The organism is Ruegeria sp. HKCCA5463, from assembly GCF_013034175.1.
Lineage (GTDB): Bacteria > Pseudomonadota > Alphaproteobacteria > Rhodobacterales > Rhodobacteraceae > Ruegeria.
In genome coordinates this window covers 666,315-680,325 of record NZ_WQFL01000001.1, presented here as the reverse complement: position 1 = coordinate 680,325, position 14,011 = coordinate 666,315, and the positions used below count along the sequence as shown (strand labels likewise).

At 59.5% G+C, this 14,011-nt stretch carries 12 protein-coding genes; 7 read left to right on the top strand and 5 right to left on the bottom strand.

Annotated features, from left to right (window positions below):
* Positions 1-63 precede the first annotated feature (63 nt).
* The gene (locus GOW09_RS03415; protein ID WP_171115653.1) at positions 64-543 is read left to right on the top strand and encodes a hypothetical protein; all 480 of its coding nucleotides are present in this window, start codon (positions 64-66) and stop codon (positions 541-543) included.
* An 18-nt stretch (positions 544-561) separates the two neighbouring features.
* Here the strand turns inward: GOW09_RS03415 and GOW09_RS03410 are convergent, their stop codons facing one another.
* The 5 genes from GOW09_RS03410 to dusB all read right to left on the bottom strand — a co-directional run bounded on the left by GOW09_RS03410 (position 562) and on the right by dusB (position 7,791).
* A complete protein-coding gene (locus GOW09_RS03410) occupies positions 562-1,971 on the bottom strand; it encodes a sigma-54 dependent transcriptional regulator (protein ID WP_171115651.1) in 1,410 nt (469 codons plus the stop codon).
* A complete protein-coding gene (locus GOW09_RS03405) occupies positions 1,968-4,232 on the bottom strand; it encodes a PAS domain-containing sensor histidine kinase (RefSeq protein WP_171116529.1) in 2,265 nt (754 codons plus the stop codon). The genes GOW09_RS03410 and GOW09_RS03405 overlap by 4 nt, the downstream gene beginning before the upstream one ends.
* Positions 4,233-4,355: 123 nt before the next feature.
* Positions 4,356-5,723: a response regulator gene (locus GOW09_RS03400; protein ID WP_171115649.1), complete on the bottom strand. Its 1,368-nt coding sequence runs from the start codon at positions 5,721-5,723 to the stop codon at positions 4,356-4,358.
* Entirely contained in the window at positions 5,723-6,811 is a 1,089-nt protein-coding gene (locus tag GOW09_RS03395) for a nitrogen regulation protein NR(II) (RefSeq protein WP_152458153.1), read from the bottom strand. Before GOW09_RS03395 ends, GOW09_RS03400 begins: the two co-directional genes overlap by 1 nt.
* A complete protein-coding gene (gene dusB / locus GOW09_RS03390) occupies positions 6,808-7,791 on the bottom strand; it encodes a tRNA dihydrouridine synthase DusB (protein ID WP_256368119.1) in 984 nt (327 codons plus the stop codon). The genes GOW09_RS03395 and dusB overlap by 4 nt, the downstream gene beginning before the upstream one ends.
* Before the next feature lie 182 nt (positions 7,792-7,973).
* Here dusB and GOW09_RS03385 point away from each other — a divergent pair, with 182 nt between their 5' ends.
* The 6 genes from GOW09_RS03385 to GOW09_RS03360 all read left to right on the top strand — a co-directional run bounded on the left by GOW09_RS03385 (position 7,974) and on the right by GOW09_RS03360 (position 13,989).
* Positions 7,974-9,104 carry a bifunctional 2-C-methyl-D-erythritol 4-phosphate cytidylyltransferase/2-C-methyl-D-erythritol 2,4-cyclodiphosphate synthase gene (locus tag GOW09_RS03385; protein ID WP_171115645.1) on the top strand — a complete coding sequence of 377 codons (1,131 nt, stop codon included), beginning with the start codon at positions 7,974-7,976 and terminating at the stop codon, positions 9,102-9,104.
* A complete protein-coding gene (locus tag GOW09_RS03380) occupies positions 9,101-9,598 on the top strand; it encodes a phosphatidylglycerophosphatase A (RefSeq protein WP_171115643.1) in 498 nt (165 codons plus the stop codon). Before GOW09_RS03385 ends, GOW09_RS03380 begins: the two co-directional genes overlap by 4 nt.
* The gene (locus tag GOW09_RS03375; protein ID WP_171115641.1) at positions 9,595-10,071 is read left to right on the top strand and encodes a CinA family protein; all 477 of its coding nucleotides are present in this window, start codon (positions 9,595-9,597) and stop codon (positions 10,069-10,071) included. The genes GOW09_RS03380 and GOW09_RS03375 overlap by 4 nt, the downstream gene beginning before the upstream one ends.
* A gap of 197 nt (positions 10,072-10,268) precedes the next feature.
* On the top strand, positions 10,269-11,450 hold the full coding sequence (locus GOW09_RS03370; protein ID WP_171115639.1) for an ammonium transporter: 1,182 nt from the start codon (positions 10,269-10,271) through the stop codon (positions 11,448-11,450).
* A 142-nt stretch (positions 11,451-11,592) separates the two neighbouring features.
* Positions 11,593-12,273, top strand: coding sequence for an orotate phosphoribosyltransferase (locus tag GOW09_RS03365; RefSeq protein ID WP_171115637.1), 681 nt, complete (start codon positions 11,593-11,595; stop codon positions 12,271-12,273).
* A gap of 225 nt (positions 12,274-12,498) precedes the next feature.
* Positions 12,499-13,989 carry a replicative DNA helicase gene (locus GOW09_RS03360; protein WP_171115634.1) on the top strand — a complete coding sequence of 497 codons (1,491 nt, stop codon included), beginning with the start codon at positions 12,499-12,501 and terminating at the stop codon, positions 13,987-13,989.
* Positions 13,990-14,011: the final 22 nt, after the last annotated feature.

Genomic DNA, 14,011 nt, shown 5'->3' with positions numbered 1-14,011 from the left:
ACAGATGCCCCCAGAGCGGTCAATTGAATTGTCATCGCAGCCCGGCTGCGGCAAGATAAGCACATGAAAACGCTGTTTCCCATGCTGTTACCTTTGATGGTGCTGACTTCTTGCGGACCACTTTCGCTTTACTACCGCGAAGGTGAAAGCGTATCGCGCCTGCAAAAAGAGACCACTCAGTGCCAGCTGAAGGCGGTTAAAGAGGTGCCGGTAGCCAATCAGATCCGCCAAAGCCCGCCAACCTATTGGCCGGGGCGCACATATTGCGATGGCAGGGGTCGTTGCTATCGATCACCCGGCTGGTGGCAGCCCGGCCGTGTTTATACCGTGGATGTAAATCAGGGCCTGCGCAACACGGTCGAAGCGCAATGCATGGCCCAGAAAGGGTTTCGACCCGTAAGCCTGCCGCCGTGCAAGCAGAACGTCAAATCACGCGTGCCCGCAACGCGAACAACCACTTTGCCACCGCTCAACAGCGCGTCGTGCTTTGTAAAATTCGATGACGGCTCATTTCAGATCATAACGCCTGGCCAGGCCGGCTGAGGCCGTGCGACCGGCAGATTATTCTGCCGGTTCGGGTTCATCGATTTGCGCCACGCGCGCACCGGATTTGTTCGAAGTCACCACGCCCAGCGATTTCAACTTCCGATGCAGGGCACTGCGTTCCATGCCTACAAAGCTGGCCGTGCGGCTGATATTGCCGCCAAACCGGTTGATCTGTGTCAGCAGATACTCTCGCTCGAACGCCTCGCGGGCTTCGCGCAACGGCAAGGTGGCCAATGCGCCAGACAACACGACACGACCTGAATCTTCTGCCTTTTCTTCCTCGTCGGGCAACTCACGCGCCTCAATCGGGCCGGAGCCATCGCCAAGGATCAGAACCCGCTCGATCAGGTTTTTGAGCTGGCGCACGTTGCCGGGCCAGGTCATCGTCTGCAACAGCGCGACAGCCTCTTCCGAAAGTTCCCTGATCGGCAAACCCTGAGTTTCGTTGCACATCTCAATAAAGTGCTGCGCCAGAACCGGGATATCTTCACGCCGATCTTCCAGTGACGGCACGGCAATCGGCACGACGTTCAGACGGTGGTACAGCTCTTCGCGGAACCGTTCAGCCGCGATTTCTTCGTCAAGATCCTTGCTTGTTGACGAGATCACGCGAAGGTCCACGCGCACCTTGTCACTGCCACCGACACGCTGGAACTGCTGATCCACCAGCACCCGCAGGATTTTTGATTGTGTCCCAAGGGGCATGTCGGCAACTTCGTCAAAATAGACCACGCCTCCATGCGCCTCTTCCAGCAAACCCGATTCCACGCCGCGTTCTGCCGATTCCCGGCCAAACAGCACCTCTTCCACACGTTCGGGTTCGATCCCGGCGCAGTTTACCGTGACAAATGGCGCGTTGGCGCGATTTGAATGGGCATGGATGTACCGTGCTGCAATCTCTTTGCCGGACCCAGCAGGGCCGCTGAGCATCACGCGGCCATTCGACTTGGTCACCTTGTCCAACTGCCCCTGCATGGCGCGGAACGCGGCGGATTTGCCGATCATGTCGGAATTGTTGACTTCTTTCCGCTTCAGAGACGCATTCTCGCGACGCAGGCGAGAGGTTTCCATCGCGCGGCGGATCACCACCATCAACTGGTCTATGTTGAACGGCTTTTCGATAAAATCATAGGCGCCCTGCTTGATTGCGGCGACGGCGATTTCAATGTTGCCGTGGCCCGAAATGATCACCACCGGCACATCCGGGTTGTCGCGTTTCACCGCTTTCAGGATGTCGATGCCATCCATTCGGCTGTCTTTCAGCCAGATATCCAGGATCAACAACCCCGGCGGTTCAGAGTTGATCGACGCCATGCACTCGTCCGAGTTGGCCGCCAGCCGGGTTGAATAGCCTTCGTCCTCCAGAATGTCGGACACCAGCTCGCGAATATCGCGTTCATCATCTACGATCAGAATGTCACTCATCTTTGGCCTGCTTTCAGTTTGTTGGTTCTAATTGCCTGCTTCTGTGGCGCTGCCGTTTGGGACACAGTAACCCCCGGCAATCGGATCACGGCCATCGCGCCAAAATGGTCCTGTCCGTCAAATACGGGCGCATCCTCGAGGGTCAGCGCGCCGCCATGCTCTTCAATGATCTTCTTGACGATGGGCAGGCCCAGCCCGGTCCCTTCGTCACGTGTTGTTACATAGGGCTCAAACAGCCGTGCCCGATCCTCGGGCAGGCCGATCCCGTTGTCTGCAATGGTTATGACCGTACCCGCATCATCATTGGTAACCGCCACTTTGATCTGTGGCTGAAGGTTGTCGGGCGCCCCTTTTTCCTTAAGGGTTACAATTGCTTCCCCGGCATTCTTGATGAGGTTGGTAAGCGCCTGGTTCAGCATGGTTGCATCCACATCGGCCATGATGGGCTGTTGCGGCAGATCGGCATCAATGTGCACATCCGGCTGCCCGGCCTGTTGCAGCAGGACCGCCTCATGCACCAGATCAACAAGGTTTTCTTCCCTGCGTTCAGGTTCAGGCATCCGTGCAAATTTCGAGAATTCATCCACGATGCGACGCAGGTCGTTGGTCTGCCGCACAATCACGTTCGTCATCGAATCCAGGCTGCTGCTGTCTTCCTCATCCAGTTTGCGCGAGAACTTGCGCTTGATCCGTTCCGCGCTCAGCTGGATCGGGGTCAGAGGGTTCTTGATCTCATGCGCGATGCGGCGGGCCACGTCACCCCAGGCCGCCATCCGTTGGGCGCTGACCAGATCGGTGACGTCATCGAAGGCAACCACATAACCTTCCAGGCCGCCATCTTCTCCGCGACGGATGGCCATGCGGACCAACAGGTTCTCGAGCCGCCCCTTGCGGGTCACTTTGATTTCGCCCTGAACGGCCTCTTGCCCGCTGTCCTTCAGACTTTCGAACAGGGGCAGAAATTCCGGCACCGCAATGCCGATGGCCAGATGCTGCTCGCCCCCGGTCCAATCCAGCAACCGCTCGGCCGAACGGTTCACGAATGTAATGCATCCTTCCGGGTCCACCCCAACGACACCCGAAGTGACCGAGCTGAGCACCGAATCGAACAGACGGCGCCGGCTTTCAATTTGCCGCGTGTTCTCCAACAGCGTATCGCGCTGTCCTTTCAACTGCCGGGTCATCTGGTTGAAATACCGGCCCAGCATCGCGATTTCGTCGTCGCTGGCCTCTTCAATCACCTGGACGCTCAGATCACCGGCACCAACCCGCTGCGCCGCGGTGGTCAACCGCCCCACGGGACGCGACAGCCGTTCGGCAAACCACATGCCCAGGGACATTGCCGCAAGGATCAGGATCAACGCAAAGCCCAGATACAACAGGCCGAACTCGAACAGCACCCTGCCCCGTTCGCTTTCCAGTTGCTGATAGAACTGTGCCGTTTCCTTGGTATCGTCCAGCAGCGTCAACAACTGCCCATCCACCTCGCGGCTGACATAGAGATAGCGATCCAGATAAGCCTTCAGAGGAACCAGCGCGCGGAACTCGTTGTTGGGCCAGTCGGCGATGATCAGCAGGCCCTTGTCGGTGGCTTCTGCAATCTGCTCGGGGGTTGGGGCTTCGTAGTTGAACAGGTAGGACCGGTCCCCGCGCGATTTGATTTCGCCACCACCGTCGATGACATAGGCTTCGCGCAGCCCCCGTTGAATCTGAGCTTGCCCCTGCGCCAGAACTTCGCGCAGTTCAGCGTCCGAGATATAAAAGTCCAGCGATCGGGCGTTGTCCAGATATCGCGCAAGAACAGACGCGTCTTGCGTTAACCCTCGGCGGTGTTCCTGTTCATACGCTTCTGCCGCCGTCAGCGAAGATCCCACAACCTGGCGAACGCGGTCGGAAAACCAGCCCTCAAGCCCGATATTGACGGTCAATCCGGCGAAAATCGCCACGGTCACGGTTGGAACCAGCGCCAGCAGAGTAAACGCCCCGATCAGGCGCAAATGCAGGCGCGAACCCGCCGACTTGGCCCGACGTGCGGCAATCAAGCTGCCAACCTGCCCAAGCACAAGTGCAGCAACAACCAGAACGTATACGAGATCGGCCAACAGAATCAGCCGCAAGGTCGGTGCAGTGGCGCCAAGATCGAAAGGACCGATGACAAGGTAAGTGGCCAGCGCCAGAACAGGCCCCATGAGAACCAGGCCAAACGTGCCAAAGTTGCGCAGTTTCCGTGATTTACGCCATCGACTGATCGATGGGATCATCCCGCTCTGTGCTCGGGTTGCCACTGTCTGCCCTCATCCTGATGTGCCGCTTGCGCGGCTTACCGCCATATATCGTGATCTTTTCCCAACAGATGCCGGGATGCCACGGTTTGTGTGGCGATATTACATCAGTTTGCGTCGACGTGTCACCTGAATATCGAGATCCGTAATCTTTTTTCGCAACGTATTTCGGTTGATTCCCAGCAAATCGGCACATTTCGCCTGATTTCCGCCAGTTGCATCCAGCGCGATTTCGATCAGTGGGGCCTCAACTTCCCGCAATATGCGTTGATACAGGCCCGGGGGCGGCAGAATGTTGCCGTGCAGGTCAAAATACCTCCGCAGATGCCGCTCGACCGAGGTCGAAAGCTTTTCGCGCTCACCGCCGCTCAGGACCGGTTCCGCCTCTGGCTGGCTGCCCAGCACCGTTTCCACTTCGGCTTTGGTGATTTCATCAGCACGGCTGGTCAGACCCAACCGGCGCACGGCATTTTCCAGTTGCCGCACGTTCCCGGGCCAGGAATAGCGCCGCACCAGTTCCACCGCCTCGGGGCTGAGCCAGCGTTTAGTGCCGTTTTCCCGCTCTTCCCGAGCCAGAAAGTGCTCGGCCAGCAGCGGAATGTCATCCACCCTTTCACGCAGTGATGGAACGTGGATCGTCGCCCCGCACAAGCGATAAAAAAGGTCCTGACGGATGCGCCCGTTCTCCATCCCTTCGGTCAGGTCTGATTGGCTGGTGGCCATGAAACGGGGAACGTGATCGCCCGGTGTATCCATCATGCGGACGATGCGCGCCTGAACCTCATCTTCGATATCTGCGATTTCGTCTATCAACAGCGTGCCGCCGCGAACCCGCGCCATCACACGGGCCGGGCCTTCCAGATCGCGCAGTTCGGCAGCGGTGACAGTGACAAAAGGCAAGGTTCGACGGTCGGAAAAATCGTGAATGGCTCGCGCAATCAGTGACTTGCCCGTGCCGCTTTCCCCGGAAATCATGACCGAGAGATCCGTGTTCATCACCCGGGCGACCAACCGGTAAAGGGCCTGCATCACCGGTGTTCGCCCGACCAGTGGCAGCTCTTCTGGGCGCTCGCTTGTGCCCACGGCCGGCTCTGGCTGGGCGCGTTGCTTCTGATCCAGCGCCCGCGCCGTCCGTTTCATCAGATCCGGCAGGTCGAAGGGTTTTGGCAGATAATCGTACGCATCCGCCTCTGTCGCCTGAATCGCCGTCATGATGGTGTTTTGTGCGGAAATCACGATCACCGGCAAACCGGGGCGGTCTTCGGCAATCTTCGGCAGCATCTCAAGACCGTTTCCATCAGGCATGACCACGTCGGAAATCACCACGTCCCCTTTCCCCTCGCCGACCCAGCGCATCAACGTGGTCAGTGATGAGGTCGCATGCACCTTGCACCCGGCACGCGTGAGGGCCTGTGTCAGAACAGTGCGGATCGTGCGATCGTCGTCCGCGACCAATACGGTGCCATCCATCAGGTGCTCTCCTTCTTGTCCTCGATTGCGTCTCGCGGCGCGCGGCGCAGCGACAGTTTGAATACCGTTCGCCCGGGCACGGATTCGGCCGAAATCCAGCCGTCATGGTCCGAGATGATCTTGCTGACCAGCGCCAGCCCCAGGCCGGTGCCGTTTTCCTTGCCGGATACGAAGGGATCAAAAATGTCGCCGCGGATGTCTTCTGGCAGGCCCGGACCATCATCGATGATCTCGATCTGCAAAGGCAGCGAATGCCCAGATCCGTCACTGCGACGCAACCGGAAGGAATGTTCGAAATAGGTCCGCAGGCGGATCGTTCCACCCTGCGGTCCTGCGGCTTCGGACGCATTCCTGAGCAGATTCAGGATCACCTGCAGAATCTGATCCGGGTCTCCGTAAGCCAGCGGCAGCGACGGGTCATAGTCTTCGACGATCGTCATATCAGCGCCAAATCCCAACAATGCCGACCGTCTTGCGCGATCCAGCACATCGTGGATGTTGACCGGCTTGAAGTCAGGTTTCTGAAGATTCCCGAATTGCTCGACCTGTTCCAGCAACTTCACGATCCGGCGGCTTTCGGCAACAATAAGGTCTGTCAGTTCAAGATCTTGCGGCGGTATATTCATGCTGAGCAACTGCGCCGCACCGGTGATCCCGGCCAGCGGGTTCTTGATCTCGTGCGCCAGCATTTCTGCCATACCGATGGCGGATTGTGCCGCGGATTTGACGGTATTCCCGCGCGTCATCCGACCTGCCAGTTCACGAGGCGATATGATCATGATCATAGAGCCCGGATGCCCGACCAAAGGCGCAATCTGCAACGCGCATTGCAGCGGCGCTCGGCTACCCGACCCCACATCCACATCATTCACGAACAATGGCGTGCCCTGCCAGCGGGCGCGCTCGAACGCCTCTTCCAACGGCGCGTCCACGGCGATCTGATCCCACACCGGATGGCCGATCACCGATTTGCGCGACGCGTTCAGAAACCCCTCACCCGCAGCATTCACATCGGATATCCGGTCCTGTTCATCAATAATGAACGCCGGAACCGGCAGCGAGTTCCAGATGCTGGCATCGGAATTCATGCCGCCACCTCGTCCGTGTCGCTGAGCGCATCTGCCAACAGACGCAGAACTTCCGCCGGATCACGTGACGTCAGGACCGCCCGGCGCAAGGGCGCAGGCGTTGCGGCTTCGTCCATGTACCATCCCAAGTGCTTGCGGGCGACACGCAGACCCAGATCAGCGCCATAGAAATCCAGCATCGACTGATAATGCGCGCAAACCATATCAACCAGATCATGACCGGTCGGAATCTCGGGCGCCTCGGCCCCGTACAGGTCGTGACAGATTTGCGCCAACACCCAGGGCTTGCCCTGGGCGCCACGACCGACCATCACCCCATCCGCGCCGGATTGGCGCAACGCGGTTCGGGCGGCGTCAGTGTCCACGATGTCTCCGTTCGCGATGACCGGGATCGATACGGCCTCTTTCACCGCCCGGATCGCCTGCCAATCGGCGTGACCCTTGTAGAACTGACAGCGTGTGCGGCCATGGATCGTGACCATCTGAATACCCGCGTCCTGAGCGCGGCGTGCCACGTCGGGCGCGTTCAACAGACTATCGTCCCATCCCAGCCGGGTTTTCAGCGTCACCGGCAGATCGACCGCGCCCACAACGGCCTCGATCAGTGCCAGCGCGTGGTCCGGCGTTTTCAGTAGGGCCGAGCCGGAATAACCGTTTGTTACCTTCTTGGCGGGGCACCCCATGTTGATGTCGATCACCCGCGCGCCACGGTCGGCCAACTGACGGGCCGCCTCGGCCATCCAATGGGCCTCGCGCCCGGCCAGTTGCACGGCGGTGTTTTCCACATCCGCGGACAGTTCCGCCCGTTCCCGCACGCCGGGCTTGGCCTGTACCATCTCTTGACTGGCGACCATTTCACTGACGACCATACCCGCACCGAAACGCATCACCAGATCGCGAAACGGGCGGTCGGTGATTCCGGCCATGGGGGCCAGCAAAACAGGCGGTGCTATTTCCTTGTCGGCAAGGTGCAATGTCAACGTGCTTAATCCTTGGGCAGTTGTGGTTTTGATATCGGTTTCTGCGCATATGAACAACAAAACGGCACGCGACAAGCCCGCAAAATCATCATTTGCCTAATTATTAATCACATGACCATGGGTGATTGCCTCTGCATTCACCGCCGCCTAAACAATGCCCATCACGAGGAGAGCGCGCACATATGACAACTGCCGCCATCATAGTTGCCGCCGGTCGCGGGTCGCGCGCCGGGGGTGGCGTGCCAAAACAATGGCGCAGCCTTGCGGGCCGGCGGGTGGCCGATTGGACGATCGAGCGCTTTCGCGGACAGGTGGATCACATTGTTCTGGTGTTGTCCGACGAAGACAGCGCCGCATGGGAAGAATTCCGTGAAACCGACCTGATCCTGGCTGCGGGCGGAACGGATCGCGCGGGATCGGTGCGCAATGGATTGGCTGCACTGGCCGACCGGAACGTACAGCGCGTTTTGATCCACGACGTTGCAAGGCCTTGCGTCACACCCCGCATCATCACCGACGTTCTGAACGCCCTGGAAACATGTCCGGCGGCGGCGCCCGGGCTGGCGGTGACCGATGCGCTGTGGGTTGGGCATGAACAGGCCGTGACTGGAACGCAGGATCGCAGCAACCTGTTCGCCGCGCAAACTCCGCAGGGGTTTCACTATAACGCCATCACCGCCGCCCACGCCGCCCATCCGGGCGGCGCTGCGGATGATGTCGAGGTGGCCCGCGCCGCCGGGCTTGATGTCTGCATCGTACCGGGCGATGCGGACAATCTGAAAATCACCCGACCCGAGGATTTTGCCCGGGCGGAACGCATAATGGGAACGGAAATGGATGTAAGGCTGGGCAACGGGTACGATGTGCACCGTTTTGGCGATGGGGATCATGTGACCCTTTGCGGTGTGAAAGTGCCGCATGACCGCGGACTGCAAGGCCATTCGGATGCCGATGTCGGAATGCACGCGGTCACCGATGCGATCTATGGCGCACTGGCGCAGGGGGATATCGGGCAACATTTCCCACCTTCGGATCCGCAATGGAAAGGCGCCGCCAGCGAGATTTTCCTGCGCCACGCGGTCGAGCTGGCGGGGCAGATGGGATACCGTATCTCGAACGTCGATTGCACGCTGGTCTGCGAATATCCAAAGATTGGCCCTCATGCACCAGCCATGCGAGAAAAAATATCTGAAATCATGGACCTGCGTGCAGATCAGGTTTCGGTCAAGGCGACAACGTCCGAGCGTCTGGGCTTCACCGGCCGCAGCGAGGGCATCGCCTCTTTGGCCACGGCATGTCTGGTTAAAGCATGAACGCGGCACAGATGATCGGGACTGTTGGCGGCGTCGGCTATTTGCGCCCTGCCCCGGGCACCTGGGGATCGCTGGTGGCCCTGCCAATGGCCTGGGTATTGCACATGCTGGGTGGTTTCCCGTTGCTGGCCCTCGCAACGGTTGCGGTTTTTGTCGGCGGCCTGTGGGCCACACGCGTGATGACCGAAGGTCAGGATGACCACGACCCATCTGAAATCGTCATTGATGAGGTCGCAGGCCAGTTCATTGCGCTTTGGGCAATTTCCTATCCGTCCTGGGCGCATGGAATCGACATTACCGCGCTCTGGCCCGGCTGGGTTGCTGGGTTCATCCTGTTTCGTCTGTTCGACATCACCAAACCCGGCCCTGTCGGCTGGGCTGATCGCCGCGGCGATCCGATGGGCGTGATGATGGATGACGTGATTGCGGGTATATTTGCAGCCATCGGAGTGATGGTTCTGGCAGGTATCGCACACGGAGTTCTGGGGTTATGAACGTGACAGACCTGCTGGACCGCGCCAAGGCGCAGGGCGTGATGATCGCCACCGCCGAAAGCTGCACAGGCGGCATGGTCGCTGCGGCCCTGACCGATATTCCCGGCAGCTCTGCGGTCGTGGATCGGGGTTTTGTCACCTACACCAACGAGGCCAAACAGGACATGCTGGGCGTTCAGGCCGAAACGCTGAACGCGCATGGTGCGGTTTCCGAACAGGTGGCCCGTGAAATGGCAGATGGCGCACTGCGCAACTCGCTGGCGCAACTTGCCGTCTCGATCACGGGAATTGCCGGGCCGGGCGGGTCCGAATTCAAACCCGAAGGGCGCGTGTGTTTCGGCTTGGCCGTCAAGGGACAGCCGACGCATGTCGAAACCGTCGAATTCGGCGCACCCGGTCGCGATGCCGTGCGGCGCGCGGCGCGTGACCACGCCTTGACCCTGCTGTACACGGCCCTTTCCGCAGGCGCCTAAACTTTCAGCACATGGCCAAAAAAACCGCTTCTTTTGAAGTCAGTTGAAAAAAGGCTGCCAAAACAGGCACTTTTTTTCGCTTTGCCTCTTTTTTCTCCAACCGACGGTGGCTTGAAACAGCCCACACCGCTCACGCAGCGCCGATCCGTGCCAAGTTTCCAAGGATCCGCGCACTCATTCGGAAGGGAGAATGGCCCATGAACGGAGCCGATACAGCCTGGATCATCGTAGCAACCGCGTTGGTCCTTTTCATGACATTGCCAGGCCTCGCCCTGTTCTATGGCGGGCTCGTGCGTGCCCGAAATGTCCTCAGCGTTTTCATGCATTGCTTTGCTATTGCCTGTTTGATGAGCGTCCTGTGGCTGGTCGCAGGGTATTCCATCGCGTTCGGACCCGGTGAAAGCGGGCTTTGGGGTGGTTTGGGCAAGGCCTTCCTCAACGGAGTCGACGTGGACAGCCTTGCAGGAACCCTGCCCGAGATCCTGTTCTTCGCCTTCCAGATGACCTTTGCCATCATCACCCCGGCGTTGATCGTGGGCGCCTATGTCGAACGTGTGGGCTTTGGCTTTGTCCTGACTTTCTCGGCGCTGTGGATGCTGCTGTGCTATGCGCCCGTGGTGCACTGGATCTGGGGTGGCGGGATGCTGGCTGATGGCGGCATTCTGGGCGAGATCGGTGTGCGAGACTTTGCTGGTGGCATCGTGGTGCATGAAACCGCTGGTCTGGCAGCACTGATTGTCGCGGTCATCCTCGGGCCGCGTCGCAACCGCACCACTCCGCCGCACAACCCCGGTTATGTCATGGTCGGCGCCGCAATGCTGTGGGTCGGCTGGTTCGGTTTCAACGGTGGTTCGCAACTGGCCGCCGATGGCGGAGCGGCGATGGCGCTGACCGTCACGCACCTGTCCGCGGCTACGGCATCGCTAAGCTGGGCCCTGTGGGAGCGTATCCGCTTTGGCAAGGCCTCGATGGTCGGTCTGGTCACCGGCACAATCGCGGGTCTGGCCTCGATCACGCCCGCATCGGGTTTCGTCGGTCCGGTTCAGGCCCTGATCATTGGCGCGGTGGCCGGTGTTCTGTGTCAGGAAGCCGTCAGCATCGTGCGTAACAAGCTGAATATCGACGACACGCTGGATGTCTTCGCCGTGCATGGTGTCGGCGGTATCTTCGGCACACTCATGATCGCCCTGTTTGGCCTTGGAACCTGGACCGCTCAGTTGGGCGGGCTCGTTATCGTGGGTTCCTTTACGGCAGTTGTCACGTTTGTGTTGGTCAAACTGGTTGCACAGATCACGCCACTTCGCGTAGACGCCGAGACCGAGACAAATGGCCTCGACCTCTCGGTACATGGCGAGCGGGCCTATGACATGAGCAGTTAAGCCCACCTTGGCTGCCCATCGCCCGTATGGGCAAAAGCGGACCTCTTGGGGGTCCGCTTTTCTTTTGTCCAATCCCTCTCGACTCCGGCCCAAGGGTCGGGCTATCAGCCCGCAACGTGTTTTCAGCCCCGAGGTTTGCGCCATGATCCCCAGTTCTTTTCCCGACAGCACCGAAATCGCCCGCCTGACTGCACGGATGCTGCTGGAGATCAAGGCCGTGCATTTCAACTCGCGGGAACCGTTCACGCTGGCCAGCGGGCTGCCCAGCCCGACCTATATCGACTGCCGCAAACTGATCTCGTACCCGCGCATCCGCTCGACCCTGATGGATTTCCTGACCGTCACGGTAATGCGGGAGGCTGGCTTTGAGGCATTCGACAACATCGCAGGCGGGGAAACGGCGGGCATCCCCTTTGCCGCCATGGTCGCCGAGCGCATGGCTCTGCCCATGACCTACGTGCGCAAGAAACCCAAGGGCTATGGCCGCAACGCCCGAATCGAGGGGGCGATGAGCGAAGGTGAGCGTGTGTTGCTGGTTGAAGACCTGACCACTGATGGCGGCTCGAAACTGTCCTTTGTCGATGCGATCCGCGAAACCGGTGCCACCTGCGGGCACACAGCCGTCATCTTCTACTACGGCATCTTCCCCGAGACCGAGAAAACGCTGGGTGATCATGGCGTCAAGCTCCACTCGCTCTGCACATGGTGGGATGTTCTGGCCGAGGCCAAGGCACAGAAAGCCTTTGATCAGGAAACACTTGAGGGTGTCGAAGCTTTCCTGAACGACCCGCGCGGATGGCAAGAGGCCAATAAACCAGCGTAAACCTATTGTGGAAGGATTGGGGATAAACCCGAAAGAATCGGGCAGGTCGCCACGATATGTAGTGACTTTTCCGACAATTCCTACATAATAAGCGATGCATATGCAGGCATCCAAGCGGTCTGGAAAGTTATCCCTAGGCTTTACCCCAAGTTAGTCACAGGTATTTCCAGATAGCTTGCGGTGACGTTTCGCGTGTAGAACCTCGGAACGGGCAGCGGGGACAAAATGAACGAGATCAGCAGTATCGAGCAGGCAGCGGCACGGATTCAGAACGCCGAAACCATGCCGCATTCCATTGAGGCCGAACAACAGCTTCTGGGTGCGATCCTGACCAATAACGACCTGTACGACCGGGTCGCCTCGATCATCGGGGCTGAACATTTCTATGATCCGGTCCATGCCCGTATCTACGAGGTGGCCTCGGCCCGTATTGCAAAGAATGCGCTCGCCTCGCCCGTGACGCTCAAATCATTCATGGCCGAGGATGAGGGCCTGAAGGAACTGGGCGGTCCCGCTTATCTGGTCAAACTGGCTGGCGCTTCGATCAGCGCATTCGCGGTGCACGACTATGCCCAGATGATCTATGACCTTGCCATCCGGCGCGAGCTGATCCGGCTGGGCCGCGACATCTCGGACAAAGCGGCGCGGGTCGATGTCTCGAGCGAGCCGAAAGAACAGATCGTCGAGGCCGAGCAGCAGCTGTATCAGTTGTCCGAGCAGGGCCAGACCGAGCAAGGCTTCCAATCCTTCCTCAAGGCTGTCACCGAAGCCGTCAACGTCACCAACGAGGCCTACCAGCGCGGCGGCGGCATGGCCGGGATTTCCACCGGCCTGGCCGATCTGGACAAGCAATTGGGTGGCTTGCACCCGTCCGACCTGATCATTCTGGCCGGGCGGCCATCCATGGGTAAAACCTCGCTGGCGACCAACATCGCCTTCAACGTTGCCAAGGCCTACAAGCGTGGCACAAAGCCCGACGGCAGCGAAGGCGCGGTCGATGGCGGTGTTGTTGGCTTCTTCTCACTCGAGATGAGTGCGGAACAGCTTGCGGGCCGGGTTCTGGCGGAAGCCTCGGAGATCTCCAGCCACAAAATCCGTCAGGGCGACATGACCGAGGCCGAGTTCCGTCGTTTTGTGGATGCGGCGAAAGAGCTGGAAGCCTGTCCTCTGTTTATTGACGACACCCCTGCCTTGCCGATCTCGCAACTCGCCGCCCGGGCACGACGGTTGAAACGGACCCACGGGCTGGACTTGCTGGTCATCGACTATCTACAGCTCTGCCGCGGCATGGCCGACAACCGGGTGAACGAAATCGCCGAGATTTCGATGGGCATGAAAGCCATCGCCAAGGAACTGAACATCCCGGTCATTGCTCTTTCACAGCTGTCGCGCCAGGTGGAAAACCGCGACGACAAGCGCCCGCAGCTGTCCGACCTGCGCGAATCCGGCTCGATCGAGCAGGACGCCGACGTTGTGATGTTTGTCTTCCGCGAGGAATACTACAAAGAGCGCGAAAAGCCCGGTGATCACGAACTGGAAAAGATGGAAGAGTGGAAGCAGGCGATGGAACGTCTGCACGGCAAGGCTGAAGTCATTGTCGGCAAACAGCGTCACGGACCCATCGGTACGGTCGAGTTGTCGTTCGAAGCCCAATTCACCCGCTTTGGCAATCTGGTCAAGCCCTGGCAACAGGGTGGTGAAATCGAGGGTTATTGATCGCGGACAGAACACCTGCCCC

Excerpts from the sequence above, each read along its gene's own strand:
- GOW09_RS03415 (WP_171115653.1), top strand. The coding sequence starts at position 64 with ATGAAAACGCTGTTTCCCATGCTGTTACCTTTGATGGTGCTGACTTCT.
- GOW09_RS03410 (WP_171115651.1), bottom strand. The coding sequence starts at position 1,971 with ATGAGTGACATTCTGATCGTAGATGATGAACGCGATATTCGCGAGCTG.
- GOW09_RS03405 (WP_171116529.1), bottom strand. The coding sequence starts at position 4,232 with ATGATCCCATCGATCAGTCGATGGCGTAAATCACGGAAACTGCGCAAC.
- GOW09_RS03400 (WP_171115649.1), bottom strand. The coding sequence starts at position 5,723 with ATGGATGGCACCGTATTGGTCGCGGACGACGATCGCACGATCCGCACT.
- GOW09_RS03395 (WP_152458153.1), bottom strand. The coding sequence starts at position 6,811 with ATGAATTCCGATGCCAGCATCTGGAACTCGCTGCCGGTTCCGGCGTTC.
- GOW09_RS03385 (WP_171115645.1), top strand. The coding sequence starts at position 7,974 with ATGACAACTGCCGCCATCATAGTTGCCGCCGGTCGCGGGTCGCGCGCC.
- GOW09_RS03380 (WP_171115643.1), top strand. The coding sequence starts at position 9,101 with ATGAACGCGGCACAGATGATCGGGACTGTTGGCGGCGTCGGCTATTTG.
- GOW09_RS03375 (WP_171115641.1), top strand. The coding sequence starts at position 9,595 with ATGAACGTGACAGACCTGCTGGACCGCGCCAAGGCGCAGGGCGTGATG.
- GOW09_RS03370 (WP_171115639.1), top strand. The coding sequence starts at position 10,269 with ATGAACGGAGCCGATACAGCCTGGATCATCGTAGCAACCGCGTTGGTC.
- GOW09_RS03365 (WP_171115637.1), top strand. The coding sequence starts at position 11,593 with ATGATCCCCAGTTCTTTTCCCGACAGCACCGAAATCGCCCGCCTGACT.
- GOW09_RS03360 (WP_171115634.1), top strand. The coding sequence starts at position 12,499 with ATGAACGAGATCAGCAGTATCGAGCAGGCAGCGGCACGGATTCAGAAC.